Origin of the sequence: Paractinoplanes globisporus DSM 43857 (assembly GCF_000379645.1) — a bacterium.
Classification (GTDB): Bacteria; Actinomycetota; Actinomycetes; order Mycobacteriales; family Micromonosporaceae; genus Actinoplanes; species Actinoplanes globisporus.
In genome coordinates this window covers 231,381-253,479 of record NZ_KB903357.1, presented here as the reverse complement: position 1 = coordinate 253,479, position 22,099 = coordinate 231,381, and the positions used below count along the sequence as shown (strand labels likewise).

The following is a 22,099-nucleotide window of genomic DNA, read 5'->3' as shown; positions in this document are numbered from 1 at the left end:
CCGGCCGGTCGCTGCGTCATGATGTCCAGACCCGAGGCAGGAGGACGCGATGAACATCGGCGAGATCGCCCGGCGGGCCGGCGTGTCCCGCAGCACCGTGTCCTACGCGCTCAGCGGCAAGCGGCCGGTGACCGAGGAGACCAGGCGGCGGATCCAGGCGGTGATCGACGAGCTGGACTACCGGCCCAACGCCGCCGCCCGGGCACTCAAGGAGGGCCGTACCCGTACCCTCGGTCTGGTCATCCCGCCGGCCAGCCTGCGCCTGACCGACATGCAGCTCGGCTTCGTCGCCAGCGTCGTCGAGGCGGCCGCCCACGCCGACCTGGACGTGCTGCTGTCGCCGTCCGGCGGTGATCACGACCGTTCGTTCGAGCGGGTGGTCTCCGGCCGGCGGGTGGACGGGGTGATCCTCATGGAGATCCGGCTCGAGGACGCGCGCGTCGCCCGGCTGCAGCAGGCCGGCCTGCCCTTCGTCACCATCGGGCACACCGCCAACCCGCACGGCACCTGCTGGGTCGACGTCGACTACGCCACCCTCATCGCCCGCTGCGTCCACCACCTCGCGGACCTCGGCCACCGCGACATCGCCCTGATCAACCGGTCGGCGGAACTGGTCGCCGCCGGCTACGGCCCCGCGCACCGGGCCCTCGAGGGCTTCGCCGAGGCCGTGGCCCAGCGCGGCCTCACCAGCACCGCCCTGACCTGCGGCGACGACGCCCCGGCCGGGGAGACCTGCATCGAGCGGCTCCGCGAGGACCACCCCGAGATCACCGCCGCGGTCACCGTCAACGAGGCGGCGCTGCCCGGTATTCAGCGGGGACTGGAGCGCGCCGGGGTCAGCGTCCCCCGTGATTTCTCGATCGCGGGTGTCGCCGCCCGGCACTGGGCCGAGGACTTCCGCCCGCAGCTCACCGCGGCCGACGTGCCGACGCTGGAGATGGGCACGAGCGCCGTCGACCTGCTGCTGGAACGCATCGCGGCGCCGGACGCGCCCGTTCGCCATCTCCTGCTGACCCCGCCGATCTCGCTACGCGCGAGTACCGGACCCGTCCCCATCAGGTAATCCGCGTCCACCTCCCACGCGCCGCGCCAACCGGGCCGGCGTGGCGATCACTCCTGCCCTCCGCACGTGCAGTAGAAGAGGTGATTGTCCGATGACACCCCGATCGAGACTTGGCCGCCGCGTCCAGGCGGCGGTGCTGAGCCTGGCGCTGACGGTGCCCTTGCTCGCCGCCGCTGGGAGCCCGGCCGCTGCCGGAAGCGCCGCCGCTGGGAGCCCGGCCGCTGCCGGAAGCGCCGCCGCCGCCGACCCGGCGCCGGTGAAGGCGCTCGGTGTGAACCTGGCCGAGACGACCGGGCCGGCGACCGGCGTCGGTGAAGGCTTTCTCTACGGCCTCACCGAGGACGGCAGCCAACCCGACGACCAGTACCTGAAACCGTTGCACGTCAACGCCTTCCGCGGCGGCGGCTGGTTCTCCGGCGGCTGGATCAAGGACAAGTATCAGTACGGCGACGCGACCAAGGCGGACATCGCCTCGATCATCGCGCAGGCCAAGCGGCTCCGGAAGTCGTCCGACCGCCCGGTGCAGTACCAACTGCTGCTCAGCGACCTGTACGGCGCCAACGCCGGCGAGCCTGCCGACACGGTCTGGCCCTGCGCCGACGGGGACTGCTCCAACTGGATCACGTTCCTCGACACCACGATCGGCGCGCTCAAGGGCTCCGGCGTCAACTTCGCCTTCGACATCTGGAACGAGCCGGAGTTCTCGTTCTTCTGGGGACCCGGGGTCAACACGCCGCAGTACTTCCAGATGTGGGACACCGCGTACCGGGAGATCCGGCGCCTCGCCCCGCACGCCACCATCGCCGGTCCGTCCTTCGCGTTCACCCCGGCCCGGATCCCGGAGGAATGGACTACCTGGCTGACCCACGTCAAGGCGGCGCACACCGTGCCCGACATGATCACCAACCACGACGAAGGCGACGTCGACGACCCGGTCACGGTCGCGCAGGACCTCGATCGCGACATCGCCGCCGCCGGTCTGCGGCCGATCCCGCTGTCGGCCAACGAATATCAGCCCGCGGACCGGCAGACCGCCGGCGTCACCGCCTGGTACCTCGCACGGTTCGCGCAGTCCGGCTACACCAACGCGATGCGCGGCAACTGGCAGTGCTGCATGATCCCCAACCTGACCGGGGTCCTCGCCCGGACCGGCAGCGGCTGGGCGCCCACCGGTAACTGGTGGACCATGCGCACGTACGCCGATCTGACCGGCTCGCTGGTCGCCACGTCCGGCCAGGTGGGCACGACCGCGATCTCGGCCGCGAAGGACCCGTCGCAGCACCGCGCCGTCGCCGTGGTCGGCGATTCAGATGGATATACCGGCCCGGCCACCGTCACCTTCACGGGGCTGTCGTCGACGCCATGGCTTCTGCACGGCAAGCAGCTGCACGTCACCGTGTACCGGATTCCCGACCGGACGCCGCTCTACGCGCCGCAGGTCGTCGTCAACAAAACCCTGACCATTTCCGGCGGTACGGTGGCCATACCGTTTGACTTCCAGGCCGCGCACGACGCGTTCGCGGTCTACCTGTCCTGGGACGACCCGCAGACCGTCACCGTCCAAGGGCCGGAAACCCTGACCGCGGGCGCCACCTACGACGTCCCGGTCACGTTCACCAACAGCAGCGGCGTCGTCGACCACGACGTACGGCTGTCGTTGACGGCGTCGTCCGCCTCGCTCGCGGTCCACTGCGCCCGGGGATGCTCCACCGTGCCCACCTTGGCACCGGGCAGGACGGCCACCGCGATCTACCGGGTGACGGTGACGTCGGCCCTTCCCGTCGGCGGCTACCGGTTGACCGGCACGGCCACCGCGGCCGTACCCGGTCGGAAGATCACCGCGCAGGACGCGGCCGAGATCGCGGTGCCGTGCGGCATCGGCGACATCTGTGAGTCGGAAACCGGAACGTTGGCCGGCGGCGCCTGCTCCGCCACCGATCACCCCGGGTACACCGGCTCCGGCTTCGTCGCCTGCTTCACCGCACCCGGACCCAGCGCCACCCAGCAGATCGGCGCGCCGGTCGCCGGCACGTACACCCTGGATCTGCGTTACAGCGCCGGCCCCGACGGACCGGCCGGCACCCGAACGGCGTCGGTCTCCGTCAACGGCGCCTTCCAGCGGCAGATCGCCCTGCCACTGACCGGAAGCTGGAACACCTGGGCCGACGCCACCACCGACGTCCAGCTCGCCGCCGGAACCAACACGGTCACCGTCTCCTACCAGGCCTCCGACACGGGCTGGTTCAACCTCGACCACATAGTCGTCAGCCCCTAGATTCATCGACCCGTCCGTCGCCGTCCGGGCGACGGACGGGCTCCGCCGCCGCGGCCGGAAGCGGCAGCGGCCGGGTCGGCACGGGTGTGGAGACCACGATCGAGGTGGTCGTCTGTCCGAAGAGGAGGAACTTGTCGAGAACCTCCTCGAGCTCGCCGATCGACGGCGCGTGCATCTTGAGCAGGAAGCAGTCCTCGCCGGTGATGCGATAGCACTCGACCACCTGTGCCGTCTCCTGTGCCGCCTGGGCGATCTTGGGCAGCTGGCCGGGGCCGGGCCGGATGCGGACCAGCGCGGTTATCGGCATGCCGAGCGCGGCCGGGTCGATGTGCATCCGGTACCCGGCGATGACGCCCGCGGTTTCCAGCCGCTGCACGCGTTCGGTGATGGCGGGCGCGGACATGCCGACCCGGCGGGCGAGTTCCGACATCGACAGGCGCGGGTTGTCCGTCAACTCGGACAAAAGACGCAGGTTGACGGGATCCAGCAGCCTTGCCCTTGGATCTCCAGGCACGTAGACCCTCCGACCTTCATATTGTCCTTCCTTTGGAAGCTACCCCCGCGCGGGAGCCGGCCGGGAGCGGCCTGACGGTGGACCGCCGACGACGCCTTGGATCTGTAGGGAAGTCGGGTCTCCGACCTTCATCTTCCCCTTCACGCGGCGTCCCGTGCTTCGGAAGATAACTCCCATCAACGAACTCGATGGAGAGGACGACGATGCGGTACGTCCGTTTGGGCTTGTCCGGTCTGAAGGTGTCGCGGATCGGCCTGGGCATGATGAGCTACGGAGATCCGAGCGCCGAGGCGTGGTACCTGTCCCAGGACGCGGCCGAGCCGATCGTCCGGCGCGCGGTGGATGCCGGGGTGACGTTCTTCGACACCGCCGACATGTACTCCGACGGCGCCAGCGAGGAGATCACCGGACGGCTGCTCGGCAAACTCTTCGGCCGGCGCAGCGACTATGTCCTCGCCACCAAGCTCTACTACCCGATGGGGCCCGGCGCCAACGACCGCGGACTGTCCCGCAAACACATCATGGACGCCGTCGACGCCTCGCTGCGGCGGCTGGGCACCGACCACATCGACCTCTACCAGATCCACCGGTGGGACCCCGAAACACCCATCGAGGAGACCATGGCGGCTTTGCATGATGTCGTACGCGCGGGCAAGGTCCGCTACCTCGGCGCCTCCCTGATGTACGCGTGGCAGTTCGCAAAGGCGCAGTACACGGCCCGGGCCGGCGGCTGGACCCGCTTCGTGTCGATGCAGACCCGCTACAACCTCGTCTACCGCGAGGAGGAGCGGGAGATGCTCCCGTTCTGCGCCGAAGACGGGGTGGGTGTGCTGCCGTACAGCCCGTTGGCCCGGGGCCTCCTCGCCGGCGCCCGCGAACGCGGCGGCGTACGGCACACGCCGCGGGCGATCGCCGAGCTCGGTGACAAATTGTGGGAGGAGGAGAACGACCGCGACTTCGACATCGTCGACGCGCTGCGCTCGGTCGCCACCGAACGCGCCCTGCCGCCCGCGCAGCTCGCGCTGGCCTGGGTGCTGGGCAAGCCGCCGGTGGCCGCCCCCATCGTCGGAGTGACCAAGCCCCACCACCTCGACGACGCCCTGGCCGCCGCCGACCTGTCCCTCAGCGACGAGGAGGTGGCACGGCTGGAGGCCCCGTACCGCCCGCGGGCACCGTACGGCCATTCCTAGCCTCCCGTGCTTGATCATATCAATGGCCATCGATTAGACAGGGCAGGTGATCCAGACATTTCTCCACCGAGTAGTTGTCGTGATCCTCGCGCTGGTCGCGTTCGGCGTTGGTTCCGCCGGGCCGGCACTCGCGACCGGCGCGGTCCCGTCGCAGCCCACCGGCGGCCCGTGCCAATACACGCCGACACCGGACGATCCCGCCGCACGTCCGGTGCCGCTGCCCCGCGACCCGTCGCCGACGCCGAGCCACGGCATCGCGTACGCGCTGCTGCTCACCAACCTCGGCCCGATCCCGCTGCGACTCGACCGGGCCGCGGCGCCGTGTACGGTGCAGAGTTTCCTGCACCTGATCCGGCACCGCTTCTACGACCGCACGATCTGCCACCGGCTGACCGCGTACCCGACGCTGAGCGTGCTGCAATGCGGCGACCCAACGGGCACGGGTGAGGGCGGCCCCGGCTACCGCTACAAGGACGAACTGCCGACAAACCTGCCACCCGCGCCGACCGACCCGACCGGCGCGCGCCGCGTCTATGCCCGGGGCGTTCTGGCCATGGCCAACGCCGGACCGGACACCAACGGCAGCCAATTCTTCCTTGTGTACGCCGACTCCGCGTTGCGGCCGAACTACACGATCTTCGGCACGGTCGGCCCGGTGGGTCTGCGCACGCTCGACCGCGTCGCCGCCAGAGGAGTGGAGCCCACCGCCGACGATCCGGCGCCCGTCGACGGCGCGCCGGCGCGGCGCACCGAGATCCTGAGGGCGCTTCACTGAGCACGACGCCATCAGTGACCGGCTAGCCGCGGAGCCGGTCAGCTTCCGATGCCGAGGGCGGCGTTGATCGGCTCCCCGCCGGTCACGCACCGCAGGAGGCAGTCGGCGAGGTCGGCACGCGAGACGCGGAAAGCGCCGCGCACGTTGCGGCCGACAACGGTCCGGTACGTGCCGGTGTGCGGCCCGTCGTTGAGCATCGGCGGGCGCACGATCGTCCACGCCAGGTCGCCGGCGCGCACGACCTCCTCCATCCGGCGCTTGTCGGCGATCGTGTTCTTCAGCAGCAGGGTCGCCAGCAGCGGCTTCAGAACCAGGCGGGTCAGCGGGCCGTCGCCGTCGGTGGTGAGGGTGCCGGCGCTGACCACCACCAGGCGGCGTACGCCCGCCTTGCTCATGGCCTGGACGATACTGGCCGCGCTGTCGCCGCAGACGGTGGTCGGCGCCCGGCCGTCCCGGGACCCCACCGCGGAGACCACGGCGTCGTGGCCGGCGATCGCGGGGCCGATCGCGGCGGGGTCCATGACGTCGGCCTCCACCAGGCTCAGGCCCGGATGGGACTCGGTGAGCCGGTCCGGGTCCCGGACCACCGCCGTGACCTCATGGCCCGCGGCGCAAGCCTGCCGAATGAACTGTCGCCCGGTGCCTCCGGTCGCCCCGAACAGCGCGATCCGCATCGTTCCTCCATGCCGTGAGTTGAGCCATATCGTCGCACAGGTTGAACACCGGTGTACGAGTTCCTGCTAGCTTACAACTCGAACGTGGTTGTTCAAGTTAGTGGAACCTGGGGAAAGGATCGGCCATGGTGGGTACGCCGGATCGGCGCCGATGGTGGCTGCTCGGCTTGCTGAGCGTGGCTCAGCTCATGCTCGTCCTCGACGTGACGGTCGTGAACGTGGCTCTGCCGGACATCGGCGCCGACCTGGCGTTGCCTCGCGGGGTCGTGCCGTGGGTGTTGACGGCGTACACGCTGACGTTCGGCGGCCTCATGCTGCTCGGCGGGCGCGCCGCCGACCAGTTCGGGGCCCGGCGGATCCTCATCGGCGGGCTGGTGATCTTCGTAGGCGCGTCCCTGGTCTGCGGGCTCGCGACCGGCGGGACCATGCTGCTGGCCGGGCGTGCGGCGCAGGGGATCGGCGCGGCGCTGATGTCGCCGGCCGCGCTGTCGGTGGTCAGCACGACCTTTTCCGGCAAGGACCGGGCACGGGCGTACGGCGTCTGGGCGGCCGTCGGTGGTGCCGGCTCCGCGCTGGGGGTGGTCCTCGGCGGCCTGCTGGCGTCCGGCCCGGGCTGGCGGTGGGTGTTCGTCATGAACGTGCCGGCCGGACTGGCTCTCCTGGCGCTGCTGCCCATCCTGCTTCCCGCCGATCGCCGGCTCCGCGCCGGACGTGGTGCGATCGACGTGGCCGGCGCGCTGTCGGTCACCCTCGCCACGGGTGCCGCGATCTACGGGCTCGTCAACGCCGGTGGAAACGGCTGGCTCGCGGCGTCGTCGCTCGTGCCGCTGGCCGCGGCGGCGCTGCTCTACGGGGTCTTCGCCGCGGTCGAACGGGCGGCCGCGGCACCGTTGATGCCGCCGCGGCTGCTGACCCGTCGCCCCGTACTTGCCGCGGCGCTGCTGATGCTGGTCGCCACCGGGCTGCTGGTGGGCATGTTCTTCCTCGGGTCCTTCTCCCTCCAGCGTCTGCACGGCTACAGCGCCGCCCGGACGGGCCTGGCCTTCCTGCCGATCGCGCTCGGCACGATCATCGGGGCACACAGCGGCAGCCGGGCCGTGCCGAAGGTCGACCGGCGAGCGCTCGCCGTCGGCTCGCTGGCGATCATCGCGGGCGGCTGCGCGCTGGCGGCCGTCGCGGACGGTCCGGCCGGCATGGTGGCGGGGCTGAGCCTGGCGGCGATCGGTGCCGGCGCCGCCATGGTCACGGCGGTCACGACGGCACTGGCCGATGTCACCCCGAGCGAGGCGGGGACGCGATCGGGAGTCGTGAACACCTTCCACGAACTCGGCGGAGCGCTCGGGGTCGCCCTTCTGTCCACCGCGGCCGCGACGGGCACGGCCGGCGAGATCAGCACGGCCGGCGTCACCCTCGCCCTCGCGGCCGCCGCGGCCGGGGCCGTGGCCGCGGCGGCGCTCAGCCTATGGGTGGTACCGGCCGGGGTCGCACCTATGGACGCGCCACACCCCGTCCATTGACGCCGAACCACCACACCCGCGCCCAGCAGGGCCGGACAGCTGCCAACGACTCGAATTGGGAAACGAGGAGAACAAACATGAGCGCCGACCGCTCGGCACACCCTGCCGCGGATGCCATCGACACCCGGCTCGTACGGGCCATCGTGCGGCTGACTGCGACGATCGGAGGGCCGCTCTTCCTGGTCACCGTGATCCTGCACCCGGCACGCGACGGTCATGACATCGCGGCGCACGCCGGCTGGTACGCCTTTACCCACTCCATGGAAGCGATCAGCCTGCTCATCCAGGCGATCTGCCTCGCCGGTGCGCTGGCTCTGGGCATGGGCGGGCTCCGCGCGCGCGGGCTTGCCGCATGGTTCACCGCGCTGGCCGGCACCGTCCTCTGGTTCGGCCTCATCGTCTACGACGGCGGCCACAACCCGGTGACGGCCAGGTACGCGCCCGACCTCGTGCACACTTCCGGAGACCTCGACGTCGAGGGCGGCATCATCGTGCTGGCCGCCAACGTCCTCTTTCCGCTGGGGTACGTTCTGCTCGCCATGCAGCTCAACCGTTCCGGGCAGCGGTGGACCGGCCTGCTGCTGGGTTTCGGCGGCGTGCTGTACGCGATCGGCGGCACGGTGGCGCTGTTCGGCTTCGGACCACACTCGATGGTCACGTCGGTCCTGGAAATCGCCGGCGCCGCGCCGTACGCGTTCGGATACCTCATGCTCGGCCGATCCGGCGGCCAGATCCACCGGGCGACCGCAGCCGCCGCCCGGACGGAGCTCGCGTGACCATCGCAGCATCGACCGATGCGCGCATCAGCCGAGAGGCGTACGGGCGTTCTCGCCGGGTGGAGTGAAGGCGGCGATCAGGGTGGCCGAGATGAGCCCCGGAACCTGGTCGACCTTGACGCGGCCGGCGGCGGCCTCCTCGGCCGCGGCGTGCATGAGACTGAAAACCGTCGTGATCAGCCAGCGTTTCGGCAGGTCGGTGCGGAACGCCCCGGTGCGCTGTCCCCGCTCGACCAGTGCCCGGACCCGGCGCAGGACACGGTCGTGCACGCTGCGGATGCGATCGGCGGGGAGCTCACGCTGCGCGGCCAGCAGAACGTTGCGGAACTGGTCCACGATCTGCCACGACGACGCGACCAGGCGGGTGAGCGCCTCCACCGGGTCACCGGCCGTGTCGGTCGCGGCCAGAACCTGGTCGGCCCGCTCGATCGTGCGCACCAGGGCGGCGTCGACCAGCTCGGCGCGGGTCTTGAAGTGACCGTAGAGCGTGACGCGCCCGACGCCCGCGGCCGCGGCGATGTCCACGACGCTCGCCTCGGGATCGCGAGCGAGGCAGGTCACGGCCGCGTCGAGGATCGCCTGGACGCTGCGGCGGGCGTCCGCACGCTGCGCTCGCGGAGCCGCGGTGCGGGTGCCGCTCGCCGACGTCGCCACGTTCTTCCCTCCGACCAGCTCACCGTAGTTCGGACAACCCTGTTCACTTTACCGCGAGCCGGCGCGGGGTTTACCTCGGAGGGAATTGTTCTGCGCCGGCCGCGGGCGCAGTGTCGACGGCATGACCAACTATCCGGTCCACACCATTGACACGGCGCCCGACTGGGCCAAGCAGCCCCTCGCCCGGCTCCAGGAGGCCTTCGGCTTCATTCCGGCCGCCGCCGGGATGATGGCGAACTCGTCGCCCCTGATGAATTCGTTCTTCTCGGCATTCGGCTATTTCCGGGGCGAGGGCACTTTCACCCCCGCCGAACGGCAGGTGCTGTTGCTGTCGAATGCGGTGGCCAACGAATGCGCGTGGGCGGTGGCTTTTCACTCGCTGGAGGCGATCGAGGACGGTGTGCCGCCGGCGGATGTGGAGGCCATCCGGCGGCGAAGCCTTCCCGCCGATTCGCGATCGGCCGCGTTGTCGGCCCTCGCCCGTGCCCTGATCGGCAAGCGCGGACACCTCGACGAGGCCGGCACCGCCGCGTTCCTCGCCGCCGGGTTCGACGAGAACCAGATCCTCGAAGTGATCACCGCCGTGGCGATCTCGGCGATGACCAATTACGCGGCGACCGTCGCGGACCTCGAAATCGAAGACCGATTGCGGCCGTACGCCTGGAACGGTAACGCCTGAGCCCGCGGGCATACTGTGGTGATGTCCGACGTCGGCACGCTGATCCGGCATTGGCGGCGCGCCCGGGGCCTGAGCCAGTTGGCGCTGTCCGCCGAGTCCGTCGTCTCGCTCCGGCACCTGTCGTTCATCGAGACCGGCCGGGCGAGCCCGTCGCGGGCGATGGTGCTGAAGCTCGCCGAGGTGCTGGACGTGCCCTTGCGGGAGCGCAACAGTCTCCTGCTCGCCGCCGGGTTCGCCCCGGTCTACCGGGAATCGGCGCTCGACGTTCCCGAAATGGCCGCGATCCGCGCCGCGCTCGACGCGATCCTGACGCACCAGGAACCGTACCCCGCCCTGGTGATGGACCGGGAATGGAACATCCGGCGTACCAATGCCGCGGCCGCCCGCTTCTTCGGCTTTCTGCAGGCCGGGCACGACACGGCGGCGCCGGGCCCGCCGAATGTGCTTCGCCGGATGTTCCACCCCGACGGTGTCCGGCGCTACGTGCGAAATTGGCCGGACGTGAGCGAAGCGCTGGTGCGCCGGGTGCGGCGAGAGGCGGTCGGCGGTCTCGCCGACGAGCGGGCACAAAGCATTCTGCGGGAAGTTCTCGCCTACCCGGGCGTCCCGGCCTCGCTCAAGTCACTGGACGCCACCGTTCCGACATTGCCGGTGGTCCCGATTGAATATGCGCGCGACGGTCGCGAGTTCGACTATTTCTCGACTGTGACTACGCTCGGCACCGCGCAGGACATCACACTTCAGGAATTGCGCATCGAGTGCTTCTTCCCGGCGAATGAGGAAACCCGCCGGCTCGCGTACGCCCTGGCGGAGTCCGCGGCCAGCTGAAGCGCGCCGCGGTCCGATCGTCACCGTCGCAGCGTGCAGACGTGCATGGAGCCCAGTTGTGCGTCGGCGTACGCGTCGGCCGGCGGTATCCGGTAGCTCGCGAGGATCTGTACCCGGTCCGCGGGCAGGTGCCTCCGGCCGGGGTCGCCGACGAGCACCTGCGCTCCGCGGGCCGCGGCACGTTCGAGGAAGGCGAGCATGCGGCTGGCCATCGGCTCGATGTAGAAGACGTCACCGGCCAGCACCACCTCGGCGTCGCCTCCGTCGCCGTCGAGCAGGTCGGCGTGGCTTTCGATGACCGGTACGGCGTTGGCCGCGGCGTTCAGCCGGATAGCCGCGACGGCGTACGGGTCGATGTCGTTCGCGATCACCGACGAGGCCCCGGCCTTGCCGGCGGCGATGGCGACCAGCCCGGAGCCGGAGGCCACGTCCAGGACCCGGCGGCCGGCCACGATCTCTGGATTGTCCAGTACGTACCGGGCGACGGCCCGGCCACCGGCCCACGCGGAAGCCCAGAACGGCGGGACCGGCATCGCCTGCGAGCGCGCCTCCATCCGGGCCCACCACACCGTGGCGTCCTCGGCCACGTACAGCCGGACCTCGGGCACAAAGGGCACCTCGGCCAGCCGGAGCCGGTCCAGCCCGCTGCCCGGTGTCGCCACCTCACGCTCGAGATCGAGTAGGGCCTGTCCCGCTGTATTCATCGATCAAGCATGGACCCCGCCGCCGCAACCGCCTTCGCCGCCCCCGGCATCCCGTACCGTCGGTGCTGAAACGGGGGTGGTCGCCATGTACGACCCGAAGCGGGGATACCCGGTCGTGGTGCCGTGCGTGCTGTACGACGACCTGGTGTCGGCGGCGGAATGGCTCACCACCGTGCTGGAGATGCGGCAGGTGGTCCGGGCGGAGCTGCCGGGCGGCTGGGTCGGGCACATCGAGCTGGAGCGGGCCGGTTCCATCATTCTTCTGGGTCGCCGGGGCGGTGAGTCCGCGGGCGCCAACAGTGTCACCCAGGTGTTCGTCGACGATGTCGCGACCGCCTGCGGGCGGGCCGCCGGCGCCGGTGGGACCGTGCTGGAGGCGCCGGCGGACCGTCCGTGGGGCGTGCGGCAAGCCCTCGTGACCGATCTCGAAGGCCAGCGATGGGTGCTCTGCGAGCATCTCCGCGACACCGACCCGGCCGACTGGTACGGCACGGTCTTCGGCCCCGTGCCGGGCTGACGAGGCGGAAGGAAGCGATCGTGAGCATCACGACGGAAGACCGGCGGATCGAGGGCCCGCACGGTGAGGTGCCGGTGCGGATCTACCGGTCCGGCGAAGGCGGCGCGGCGTACGGCCTCGTCTGGGCGCACGGCGGAGCCTTCGTCGGGGGTGACCTCGACATGCCCGAGAGTGACTGGGTCGCCCGGCAGCTCGCCCGCCGCGGGGTCGTGGTCGTAGCCGTCGACTACCGGCTGGCCCCGGTGCCGGAAGTATGGCTGGCGGCCGGCGGCGATGACCGGCTGCCGCCGGGGCCGGCGGAGCGGTTCCACTATCCGGTCGCGTCCGAGGAGGTGGCCTCGGCCTTCGCCTGGGCGACGACGTGCGACGCGCGGATTCCGGCCGGCGACTGGGCCATCGGTGGCGCCAGCGCCGGGGCCAACCTGACCGCCGGCGCTGCCCTGCGACTGCGGGATGCCGGCGGTCCGTTGCCCCGGACGCTGCTGCTGGCCTATCCGGTGGTGCACGCCGAGCTGCCGCCGTTGCCCGCGGAGCTGGCGGCGAAGGTGCGGGCCCTGCCGCCGCAGAGCGCTCTGGGCGCGGAGGCGGTCAGCATGCTGAACCTCAATTACGTCAGGGATCCCGAGGCGCTGAAGGAGCCGTACGCGTTCCCCGGTGGCCACGACCTCTCCGGTCTTCCGCCGACGTTCGTCGTCAACTCCGACCGGGACAGCCTGCGGGCGTCCGGCCAGAAGTTCGGCGCGGAGCTCGCCGCGGCCGGAGTCGACGTCGTCGTGATCCGCGAGGACGGAACCGCCCACGGCCACCTCAACGAGCCGGACAATCCCGCCGCGCTGCGCACCGTGACGCGCATGGCCGACTGGCTCACGTCGGGCAGCCTCCTCGGCGTCGCGCACGAACGGGAAGACTGACCCGGGCGAAGTGGGCGCTGCCTCCGGGGCAGAGCCCACCACGCGCCGGGGTCAGCGGCCGGCCGAGGCGGCGGCCTGCTTGATGAGGTCGGCCGTGGCCTGCGGCTGGGACACGTAGACCGAGTGGCTGGCGGCGACCTCGCTCACCGTGGCGCCGGCGCGTTCGGCCATCGTGCGCTGCGCCGAAGGCGGGATCATGCGGTCGTCGCCGGCCACCAGGTACCAGGCGGGCCGGACGCGCCAGGCCGGGCTGGTGATCTGGCCGCCGAGGGCGTCGAGCCCCCACGGGACCTGGGAGTCGGCCATGAAGCGGGCGTCGGCCTCCGGCAGGTCACCGGCGAACGAGGCGTGGAAATTCTCGCGGTCCAGGAACAGGAAGCCGTCCTGGGGCGGCAGGATCGGCGGCTGCGGGCCGTCGGCCGGGAACGTGCTGATCAGGGTGTTCACCGACTCGTTCGCGTCGGGCACGAACGCGCTGATGTACGCCAGCGCGGCCACCGACTCGTCGGTGCCGGCCTCCGAGATCACCGCACCGCCGTACGAGTGACCGACGAGCACGCACGGGCCGTCCAGGGAGCGCACGACTCGGAGGGTGGCCAGGACGTCGCCGGCGAGCGACAGGGTGGGGTTCTGGACCACCGCGACCCGGAAACCGTCCGCGGTGAGCAGCCGGTGCACGTGCTGCCATCCCGACCCGTCCACGAATCCTCCGTGGACCAGGACCACGTTCTTGATCTGAGACATGACCTCTCTCCTTCGAGCGACTGCGATTCCACGGCGCGAGGACCGCGTACGACAGATGGTCCGGTCGGCGGCGACGACGAGGCATCAGGGAATCCCCTCGGCGCGAGTGGCTGGTGGATGATGTCGGCGTGAGCGTGGGACCTGACCTGTACGGCCGTGACGACGCCCTGCGGGCGGTGGCCGAGCTCATGGCGGGCGGGGGCAGCGCGGTTGCCGTCGGCGACCCGGGCTCGGGGAAGAGCACTCTGCTCAGGGCCGCCGCCGACCTGGGCCGGAGCCGGGGGAGACGGGTGCTGTCGATCACGCCGACCCCGTTCGAGCGGGGGCTGCCGTTCGCCGGCCTGGCCGAGCTGGTCGGCCAGACCCCGGCCGGACTCGACCGGCACCTTCCGGAACCGCAGCGACGGGCGCTCGCCGTCGCCCTGCGCCGGACCGAGGCCGACGGCCGCGAGGTCGATGCCCTGGCCGTGCCGCTGGCCGTCGGCGGGCTGCTGACCAGCCTCTGCGAGTCGGAGCCGGTCGCCCTGCTCGTCGACGACCTGCAGTGGCTCGATCAGGCGAGCGCCGGCAGCCTCGGCTTCGCCCTGCGCCGCGTCGTGGACGACCCCCGGCGGCTCAGCCTCCTGGTCGCGACGCGACCCGACCCGTACACGGGGCAAGATCTGATCCGAAGCCTGCCCGGGCCCCGGCGGGAGATCCTGCTGCGCCCGCTCGACGAGGCGGCGATCGGCCTGCTGCTCCGCGAGCGCCTCGGCCCGCGGTGGACCCCGCCGATGAGTGCCGGGGTGGCCCGCGCGAGCGGCGGGAACCCGCTGCTGGCTCTCGAGATCGGGCGGGCCATGCAGGACGGCGTGCCCGGCCGGCAGACCCATGATCCGGTTTTCCCGATGCCGCCGAGCCTGGTCGAGCTCCTCCGCGAGCGGGTGGAGAAGCTGCCTGAGGACGCGCGGGAGGTCCTCCTGCTGGCCTCGGCCGCGGGCCGGCTCACGCTGGCCCAGCTGCGCCGGATCGCCGAGCCTGCCAAGCTGCGAGCCGCCCTGGAAACGGCCGCGGACGCCGACGTGGCCGTCGTCAGCCCCGAGTCGGCGATCACCTTCACGCACCCGCTGCTGGCCTCGGCCATCTACGACGCCGCCGCGCCGGCCGACCGGCGGTGGGCGCACCGCCTGCTCGCCGAGAGGCTCGACGACCCGGTGGAGCGCGCGCGTCACCGGGCGACCTCGATCACCGAACCCGACGAGACGGTGGCCGGTGAGCTGGAGAGCGCGGCCGACGTCTCCCGTGGCCGCGGCGCCCTGCACCTGGCCGGCGAGTTGCTGGAGGCGGCGGCGCTGGCCACCCCGTCGGAGGCGGACACCGCGGCCGGATTCCGGCGCCGGCTGCGCGCCGCCGACACATACATCGACGCCGGAGATTCCCTGGCGGCGCAGGCGGCGCTCGACATAGCAACGGCGCTGGCCACTCTGGCCCAGCAGCAGGCACAGATGCTGGTCCGCCGGGCCCGCCTGGCCGACTATCTGGTCGGGGCGCGTTCCCTCGCCGAGCAGGCGTTCCGGCTGGCGCCGAGTGCGGGCGTGGTCCGGGCCGAGATCCTGATGACGCTCAGCGACTACCACCGCATGGCGGGCGACGGCCGCGGCGCGCTGCGGCTGAACGGGCTGGCGATCGCCGAGACGGAGGCCATCCGGCGCCCGGACCTCCAGCTCGAGGCGCTGAACCAGCGGCAGGCCACCGAGCGGCACTGGGGCCTGGGACGCCCCGAGGAGACCGTGCGGGAGATCGAGCGGCTGGCCGCGGCCTCGGAGCTGGAGCCGTCCGCCGCGGAATGGGCGTGGGCGCACAGCTTCTACGCGGCCTGGAACGACGACGCGGCCGAGCGGTACACCCGGGACGGCATCGCCCACACGATCGAGACCGGCCGGTACGGCGACCTGTCGAGCCTCTACATCTGCCTCGTTCTCGTTCTCATCCGCCGGTCGCGGGTGCGCGACGCCCAGGCCGCGGTGGCGGAGGCCGACGGCCTCGGCGCGTGGGGGACCCACGCCCCGCAGGAGAACATGGCCCGCATCCTGGTCAAGGAGTACGCGGGTGACCTGGACGGCGCCCGCGAGCTGGCCCGGGACGCGGTCGCGAAATCGCGGACCAGCGGGCTGACGTACTGGCGGGGCGGCTTCCTCGCCCAGCTCGGATTCATCGAGACCTCCGCGCGGAACTGGCCGGCGGCGCTCGAGCCGCTGCGCGAGCTGGCCGGCATCTTCGCGGAGACGGAGATGGTCGACCTGGAGCAGTTGCTCTGGGCGGTCGACTATGCCGACGCCGCCCTGCAGACCGGTGCCACCGACGAGGCCGAGGCCGCGATCGCTGTCCTCCGGCGCCAGGCCGCGGCCGGCCGGCCGGAGGCGGAGGTCGCCGCCGACCGCTGCCAGGCGCTGGTGAGCGCCGTGCGCGGTGACGTGGACGGCGCGGTGACCGAGCTCCGTGCGATCGTCGACCGGCCGGGAACCGAGTGCCCGTTCGAGGCGGCCCGCTCCCGGCTGGCCCTGGGCCAGGTCTACCGCCGCGCCGGTTACAAGGGCATGGCCGTCGAGACGCTGACCGCGGCCGCCGACGCCTTCGACGAGCTGGGCGTACCGCGATGGGCGGAGCGGGCGCGCGACGAAGCCGGCCGCAGCGGGCTCCGGCCGGCGACGGGCCTGCTCACCGCGACCGAGAGCCGGGTCGCCGAGCTGGTCGGATCGGGCCGGTCGAACCGGGAGACCGCCGCCGAGCTATTCATGTCGGTGAAGACCGTGGAAACCAATCTCACCCGCATCTACCGCAAGCTGTCCGTACGCACGAGAACCGAGCTCGCGAACCTGCTGAACCGATCGGACCCGGACGGCTAGGGATCACTCCGGGCGCAGGGCCGCGGCCGGCTCCCCGGGCTCGGCGGCCTCGCTCGGGCCGGCGCTGACCGTGCTGTGCTCGAGGAACTGCCGGGTGTTTCCGAAATGCGGTGGGTCACACCCGGAAGCGGGCCACCACCGACTGAAGTTCCTGGGACATCTGGGCCAGGTCGTGGGCCGAGCGCTGGGTCTCGGCCACGGTCGCGGTGGTGGTGCGGGCGGCCTCGGCGACGCCGGCGATGTTGCCGGCGATGCTGGAGGTTCCGCTCGACGCCTCGCCGATGGAGCGGCTCATCTCGTTGGTGGTCGCGGTCTGCTCCTCGACGGCGGAGGCGATCGTCGTCTGGTAGTCGTTGATCTGGGCGATGATCTCCGAGATCCGGCCGATCGCGGCCACGGCGCCGTCCGTGTCGGCCTGGATCGCCTCCACCCGCTGGGAGATGTCCCCGGTGGCCTTCGCCGTCTCCTGGGCGAGGTCCTTGACCTCGCTCGCCACCACGGCGAAGCCCTTGCCGGACTCGCCGGCCCGGGCCGCCTCGATCGTGGCGTTGAGCGCGAGCAGGTTGGTCTGCTCGGCGATCGCGGTGATGACCCGGACCACGTTGCCGATCTCGGCCGACGACTCGCCGAGCTTGGCGATGCTCGCGTTGGTGGCGGCGGCCTCGGTGACCGCCTGCGAGGCGACGCCGGCCGCGTCGTTGGCCGACTGGGAGATCTCCCGGATCGCCGAGCCCATCTGCTCGGTTCCGGCGGCCACGGTCTGCACGCTGCGCGAGACGTCCTCGGAGGCGGCGGCGAGCAGGCCGGTCTGGGAGGAGGTCTCGTGGGCGGTGTTGGCGATGGCCTCCGCGGACACCGACAACTGGCGGGACGACTCGGCGAGGGTCCGCGAGGAGTCGGCGAGCGCGGCGACGGTCTGCCGGATGGAGGCCGTGGCCTGGTTCACCGCGCCCGCCATCATCCCGACCTCGTCGGCGCCGGTCGCGGCCGCGCTCCCGGTCAGGTCGCCGGCCGCGACGGCGTCGAGCACGGTGCGGACCCCGGCCAGCCGCCGGGAGATGCCGCGGCCGATCAGCAGGGCGAGCGCGACCGACAGGAACACCCCGGCCAGCACCAGGATGAGGATCGTCCGGCGGGCGCCGACGGCGTCCTGATGTGCTCCGGTGCTGGCCTTCACCGCCTGCGCGCGCTCGAGGGCCATCAGCTTGTCGACGGCGGTGTTCATCGTGGCCTCGGAGTCGCCCCACAACTTGTACTGGTCGGCGAGCGAGGTGGGCAGGGTGACGCCGTCCGGCGGAGCGTCCTTGAACAACAGGAGGTTGACCAGCGCCTTGTACTGCGTCCAGGCGGCGCCGAAGGCCGTGGTCTGTGTCTGCCAGACGGTCGACGGGTCGGGCACGGACGCGTACTGGCTGCCGGCCGCGTCCACCGCGGCCTGGCCGTCCTTGGTGAGCTTCTCGTCCGCCGTCTTGTCGGTGGCCGTCTGGGCGCCCTGGTAGAGGAAGAGCGCACGATACATGTCCGACATGCCGTTCTGCAGGCTGACCAGCGAATCCAGCCGGCTCAGGTTGGCCGTCTTGAGCCCCTGGACGCGTACGTCCAGTGAGCCCAGCCGGGCCCAGGCGACCCCGGCCGTCCCCATGGCCACGACCGCCACCACGGCCACCGCCAAGACGATCTTGGCGCTCACGCGCATGTTGTTGAGGCGATTCGCTCGCGCACTCATGTTTTTCTCCGATGTCTGACGATGCCCCCTTCCTCCAGTTCGGTGGGATCGCCCATCTGCTGAGCGCCAACGCGAGGGCCGCCTCGCAGCGGTCAGGAGTCCCAGACCTGGATGGCGGTCTGGTGCCGGATCCGGCCGCCGGCCGTGGCCGCGACGGTGGCGCAGACGACGGCGGTGCCGTCCGGGTACCGGCAGTGCTGTGTGTACGCGAGCCCGTCGGGCGTCGCCACGCTGTCGCGGACCTCGTGCTGGATGTTGCGACCGCAGACGTCGCGGTAGTAGGCGCCGATCGCCTCGATTCCGGACAGGACGAGCGGCGCCGCCGGCGGGTGGTCCTTGTCCAGGACGGTGAGGGTGGCGTCGTCGGCGTACCAGGCGAGGACGCCCTCGGCGTCGCGGGCCTCGATCGACTTGCTCAGGGCGGTGATGTCGGTGGTGGTCATGGAAACCTCCTGGTCGATGCGATGGGTAGATGCGATGGGTCGTTCGATGGGATGAGCTTGCGCGGCGCCCGTCCGGTTAGCGTCAGAGCTGCGTCAAAGCCGTCCGGCGGGGGCCTACGCTGGCGCCATGCTCCGGCTGCGACTGCTGGGTGCGCTGACCGCTGAGATCGACGGCCGGCCCGTGACGATGCCGTCCAGCGAACGGGCCCGGGCGTTGATCGGCTGGCTGGCGCTGCACCCCGGTTGCCACGCCCGGAACACGGTCGCGGCCCGGCTGTGGCCGGACGCCCCGCAGGCCGCCGCGCGGGCCAGCCTGCGGACCTCGGTGTGGGCCGTCCGCCAGGCGTGGGGACCGGCCGCGGACGTGATCGTCTCGTCCCGCCTGGAGATCGGGATACCGGCCGGGCGGATGTGGGTGGACGTGCTCGACGACACGGCCGCCGCCGGCGACGAGGCCCTGCTGCCGGGCATCGACGACGAATGGGCCGACGAGGCCCGCGCGGCCCACGTCGAGCGGCGTCGGCAGAGCCTCGCGGAGGCCGCCGCCGAGGCGGAGAAGGACGGCCGGTGGGACGACGCGGTGCGTTTCGCCCGGGAGCGCTGCCGGCTCGACCCGCTGGACGAGACCGCCCACCGCGCCCTGCTGGACCGGCTGACCGCGGCCGGCGACAAGGCCGGAGCGGTGCGGGCGGCCCGCGACTTCACCGAGGTCCTGCGCTCGGAGCTCGGGGTACGCCCGGCCCCGGCGACCCGGGCCGCGCACGCCCGGCTGCGGACCGGCACCACCGCCGATCGCCGTCCGGCGCTGTTCGGCCGCGGCCCGCAGCTGCAACGGCTGACCTCGGTGTGGCGGACGGCCGCCGACGGCGCCGGACAGGTGGTCGTGCTGTCCGGCGAGGCCGGGATCGGCAAGACCAGCCTGCTCGCCGAGGCGGTCCATCGGGTCAGCACGGGCGGCGGGCGTACCGCGGTGGCGGCCGGGACGGGCGCGGTCGGCGAGACCCCGTTCGCCCTGTGGCTCGAGCTGGCGCGCCAGCTCGTCGCCACGGTCGTGCCACCACCGCGCGGCGCCGGCTGGCCGGTGGAACTGAGCCGGCTCTCGCCCGAGCTGGGCGCCCGCCTCGGACATCCGGAGGCGCCGCCGGCGGTGACCGCCCCGGAGCTGGAGCGGTTACGGGTCTTCGAGTCGGTGCTGCGCCTCGTCGAGTGGTCCTGCGTGGATCGGCCCGCGCTGATCGCCGTCGACGACGCCCACCGCGCGGACCGGGTCAGCCTGCGGCTGACCGCGCACGTCGGCCGGCGGCTGACCCAGTTGCCGCTGTTGCTCGTGGTCGCCCGCCGGGATCGCCCGGCACGTCCGGAGCTGGACGCCGTCCTGGCCGACCTGGCCGGCCGATCCGTCCCGGTCACCGAAATCCACCTCGGCCCGGTCAGCGACGCCGAAGTGGCCGCGATCGCGGCGTCCCTGCTGGTCGACGACACCGCGGCGCCCGTCGACGACGCCGTGGTGCGCAAGGTGATCACCGCGGCCGAGGGCAATCCGCTCCTCGCGGTGGAGAGCGCCCGGGTGCTCGCGGCCGGCGGCGCCGGGCCGCCGCCGAACCTGCGGACCGCCGTGCGGGCCACCTGCGGCCTGCTTCCGGCGGACGCCCAGACGCTGATCAACCTGCTGGCCGCGGCCGGGCGGCCGCTCGCCAGCGCGGAACTCGACGGCCTGGGGATGCCGGGGCTGGGCCTGGCCGAGGAGGCCGCGAGCGCGGACGGCCTGCTCGTACGCCGGGACGGCCGGTTGGGCTTCCGCCACGAGCTGCTCCGCGAGGCCGTGTACGCCGATCTGCCGAATCCGGCGCCGTTGCACGACCGGATCGCCGTCGCCCTCGATCACCGTGACCGGGCCGAGGTCGCGCACCACCTGAGCCTGGCCGGCCGGGACGAGCAGGCGGCGGGGGAGTGGGCGGCGGCCGCCGCGTACGCCCGTTCGGTCGGGGCCTTGACCGAGGCGGCCGAGTTCCTCACCCGCGCCGTCGACCGGACGCCCGGCGCCGGCGATCTGTGGCTGGAGCTGGAGGAGATCCGGGCGTGGCTGGGCCAGCACGCCGAGATGGAAGTGGCCTGGGAGCGTGCCCTCGCCCTGCTGGATCCGGCCGACATCGCGCCGGTCTGGTGCCGTCGCGGCCGCCAGCTGCGTACCGTGGTCTGCCATCCCGAGGCCTCCCTGCGGGCCTACCGCCGCGCCGAGGCTTTCCTGACCGACGCGTCGAGTGCGGCCACCCGCGCCGACGTCCTGATCGGACTGGCCTGGGGCGAGGCGGTGGCCGGTGATCCCGCCGCCGCGGACGACCTGCTCGCGGCGGCCGAGGCGTTCCTTCCCCCACAACCCGATCCGGAGGTACGCGCCGACATCGTCGAGATCCGGATGCAGGGGCTGATCCGGCAGGGCCGCTTCGCCGAGTCGGCCGCGATCGCCGAGGCCGCCGGACCCGACGCCGCCCGCCGGGGGCTGCCCGGCCGCGCGTACGCGCTGTGGCTCAACGCCGCGTGCGCGCTCGCCTGCGCGGGCGACTATGACGGCGCCCTCGCCTTCGCGGACCGGGCGGTGGCCACCACCGAGCCCGTACCCGTGCTGCTGCTCGGCAGCCTGGCCGCCCGCGCGCACATCCTGGCCCGCCTGGAGCGGCACACCGAGGCGGCCGACACGACCCGGCGGCAGCGGTCCCTCGCGGAGCGCCTCGACTCGCCCGCCCTCGCGGCCACCGCGGCCCACGACGCCGGTCTGGTCGCCCTGGCCGCCGGCGATCACGCCGAGGCCGCCGCGCGGCTGGGGGAGGCCCTCGACGCGCGGGCCGCGGTCAGCCGGCCGTCGGCGGGACTGTTCCGGGCCGAGGCGCTCGCGCTCGCCGGTGACGCGCGGGCCGCCGCCGCCCAGCTGCGCGCGGCCATGCTCGAACCGGTCGGCCGGGCGGACCAGCCGTGGGCGCTCGTGCCGCGAATAGCGTGGGTGCAGGGCCTCATCGCGCGGGTCCGCGACGACCGCGTGCTGGCCCGCCGGCGGTTCGAGGAAGCGGCCGCCGGCTGGCGGTCGATGCTGGACGCCGTCTCCGAGATCACGGCCGAGGGATACACCGCCGCCCTCGTCGACCTCGGCCGGCCACCGGTAGCCGGGCTGGTGGAACCGCGGCGGGAACTCGAGCGTGTCGAGAACGCGATGACTTCGTGGAGGTGAT

The 22,099-nt window shown here is 72.4% G+C and carries 19 protein-coding genes; 12 read left to right on the top strand and 7 right to left on the bottom strand.

Features of this window, described 5'->3' with window-relative positions; translation table 11 throughout:
* Positions 1-49: 49 nt before the first annotated feature.
* A complete protein-coding gene (locus A3CQ_RS0148975; RefSeq protein WP_020518322.1) occupies positions 50-1,063 on the top strand; it encodes a LacI family DNA-binding transcriptional regulator in 1,014 nt (337 codons plus the stop codon).
* 91 nt (positions 1,064-1,154) lie between these two features.
* Complete coding sequence (locus A3CQ_RS56655; RefSeq protein ID WP_157297219.1) at positions 1,155-3,338, top strand: CBM35 domain-containing protein; 2,184 nt, start codon at positions 1,155-1,157, stop codon at positions 3,336-3,338.
* On the opposite strand, the gene A3CQ_RS56650 is transcribed toward A3CQ_RS56655, so the two are convergent.
* Positions 3,328-3,828: an Lrp/AsnC family transcriptional regulator gene (locus A3CQ_RS56650; RefSeq protein ID WP_211216831.1), complete on the bottom strand. Its 501-nt coding sequence runs from the start codon at positions 3,826-3,828 to the stop codon at positions 3,328-3,330. The genes A3CQ_RS56655 and A3CQ_RS56650 overlap by 11 nt on opposite strands.
* A gap of 227 nt (positions 3,829-4,055) precedes the next feature.
* Between A3CQ_RS56650 and A3CQ_RS0148960 the strand changes: the two genes are divergently transcribed.
* Both A3CQ_RS0148960 and A3CQ_RS0148955 read left to right on the top strand, forming a co-directional pair.
* Positions 4,056-5,042 (top strand): aldo/keto reductase, encoded by a 987-nt coding sequence (locus A3CQ_RS0148960; RefSeq protein ID WP_020518319.1) that lies wholly within the window; start codon positions 4,056-4,058, stop codon positions 5,040-5,042.
* Positions 5,043-5,088: 46 nt separating this feature from the next.
* On the top strand, positions 5,089-5,817 hold the full coding sequence (locus tag A3CQ_RS0148955) for a peptidylprolyl isomerase (protein WP_051115569.1): 729 nt from the start codon (positions 5,089-5,091) through the stop codon (positions 5,815-5,817).
* Positions 5,818-5,855: 38 nt separating this feature from the next.
* Here the strand turns inward: A3CQ_RS0148955 and A3CQ_RS56645 are convergent, their stop codons facing one another.
* The gene (locus tag A3CQ_RS56645) at positions 5,856-6,491 is read right to left on the bottom strand and encodes an NAD(P)-dependent oxidoreductase (protein WP_020518317.1); all 636 of its coding nucleotides are present in this window, start codon (positions 6,489-6,491) and stop codon (positions 5,856-5,858) included.
* 125 nt (positions 6,492-6,616) lie between these two features.
* On the opposite strand from A3CQ_RS56645, the gene A3CQ_RS0148945 reads away from it, so the two are divergent.
* Together A3CQ_RS0148945 and A3CQ_RS0148940 are read left to right on the top strand one after the other, a co-directional pair.
* Positions 6,617-8,008, top strand: a complete 1,392-nt coding sequence (locus A3CQ_RS0148945) for an MFS transporter (RefSeq protein ID WP_020518316.1) — start codon at positions 6,617-6,619, stop codon at positions 8,006-8,008.
* A gap of 77 nt (positions 8,009-8,085) precedes the next feature.
* Positions 8,086-8,784, top strand: a complete 699-nt coding sequence (locus A3CQ_RS0148940; RefSeq protein WP_020518315.1) for a hypothetical protein — start codon at positions 8,086-8,088, stop codon at positions 8,782-8,784.
* 27 nt (positions 8,785-8,811) lie between these two features.
* Here A3CQ_RS0148940 and A3CQ_RS0148935 read toward each other — a convergent pair whose 3' ends face one another.
* Entirely contained in the window at positions 8,812-9,438 is a 627-nt protein-coding gene (locus A3CQ_RS0148935) for a TetR/AcrR family transcriptional regulator (protein WP_020518314.1), read from the bottom strand.
* Positions 9,439-9,559: 121 nt separating this feature from the next.
* Here A3CQ_RS0148935 and A3CQ_RS0148930 point away from each other — a divergent pair, with 121 nt between their 5' ends.
* Together A3CQ_RS0148930 and A3CQ_RS0148925 are read left to right on the top strand one after the other, a co-directional pair.
* A complete protein-coding gene (locus A3CQ_RS0148930; protein ID WP_020518313.1) occupies positions 9,560-10,117 on the top strand; it encodes a carboxymuconolactone decarboxylase family protein in 558 nt (185 codons plus the stop codon).
* Positions 10,118-10,138: 21 nt separating this feature from the next.
* Positions 10,139-10,945 carry a helix-turn-helix domain-containing protein gene (locus tag A3CQ_RS0148925; RefSeq protein WP_026207062.1) on the top strand — a complete coding sequence of 269 codons (807 nt, stop codon included), beginning with the start codon at positions 10,139-10,141 and terminating at the stop codon, positions 10,943-10,945.
* Positions 10,946-10,965: 20 nt separating this feature from the next.
* Here the strand turns inward: A3CQ_RS0148925 and A3CQ_RS0148920 are convergent, their stop codons facing one another.
* Positions 10,966-11,649, bottom strand: a complete 684-nt coding sequence (locus A3CQ_RS0148920) for a class I SAM-dependent methyltransferase (RefSeq protein ID WP_026207061.1) — start codon at positions 11,647-11,649, stop codon at positions 10,966-10,968.
* Between the two features lie 85 nt (positions 11,650-11,734).
* Here A3CQ_RS0148920 and A3CQ_RS0148915 point away from each other — a divergent pair, with 85 nt between their 5' ends.
* Both A3CQ_RS0148915 and A3CQ_RS0148910 read left to right on the top strand, forming a co-directional pair.
* Complete coding sequence (locus A3CQ_RS0148915) at positions 11,735-12,166, top strand: VOC family protein (protein ID WP_020518310.1); 432 nt, start codon at positions 11,735-11,737, stop codon at positions 12,164-12,166.
* 20 nt (positions 12,167-12,186) lie between these two features.
* A complete protein-coding gene (locus A3CQ_RS0148910) occupies positions 12,187-13,077 on the top strand; it encodes an alpha/beta hydrolase (protein ID WP_020518309.1) in 891 nt (296 codons plus the stop codon).
* Positions 13,078-13,128: 51 nt separating this feature from the next.
* On the opposite strand, the gene A3CQ_RS0148905 is transcribed toward A3CQ_RS0148910, so the two are convergent.
* Positions 13,129-13,821: an alpha/beta fold hydrolase gene (locus A3CQ_RS0148905; protein WP_020518308.1), complete on the bottom strand. Its 693-nt coding sequence runs from the start codon at positions 13,819-13,821 to the stop codon at positions 13,129-13,131.
* A 128-nt stretch (positions 13,822-13,949) separates the two neighbouring features.
* On the opposite strand from A3CQ_RS0148905, the gene A3CQ_RS0148900 reads away from it, so the two are divergent.
* The gene (locus tag A3CQ_RS0148900; RefSeq protein WP_157297217.1) at positions 13,950-16,706 is read left to right on the top strand and encodes a helix-turn-helix transcriptional regulator; all 2,757 of its coding nucleotides are present in this window, start codon (positions 13,950-13,952) and stop codon (positions 16,704-16,706) included.
* Between the two features lie 115 nt (positions 16,707-16,821).
* On the opposite strand, the gene A3CQ_RS0148895 is transcribed toward A3CQ_RS0148900, so the two are convergent.
* Both A3CQ_RS0148895 and A3CQ_RS0148890 read right to left on the bottom strand, forming a co-directional pair.
* Positions 16,822-18,432 (bottom strand): methyl-accepting chemotaxis protein, encoded by a 1,611-nt coding sequence (locus A3CQ_RS0148895; RefSeq protein ID WP_063713688.1) that lies wholly within the window; start codon positions 18,430-18,432, stop codon positions 16,822-16,824.
* Positions 18,433-18,524: 92 nt separating this feature from the next.
* On the bottom strand, positions 18,525-18,875 hold the full coding sequence (locus A3CQ_RS0148890) for a nuclear transport factor 2 family protein (protein WP_020518305.1): 351 nt from the start codon (positions 18,873-18,875) through the stop codon (positions 18,525-18,527).
* A 127-nt stretch (positions 18,876-19,002) separates the two neighbouring features.
* Between A3CQ_RS0148890 and A3CQ_RS0148885 the strand changes: the two genes are divergently transcribed.
* Positions 19,003-22,098, top strand: a complete 3,096-nt coding sequence (locus A3CQ_RS0148885) for an ATP-binding protein (protein ID WP_020518304.1) — start codon at positions 19,003-19,005, stop codon at positions 22,096-22,098.
* Position 22,099: the final 1 nt, after the last annotated feature.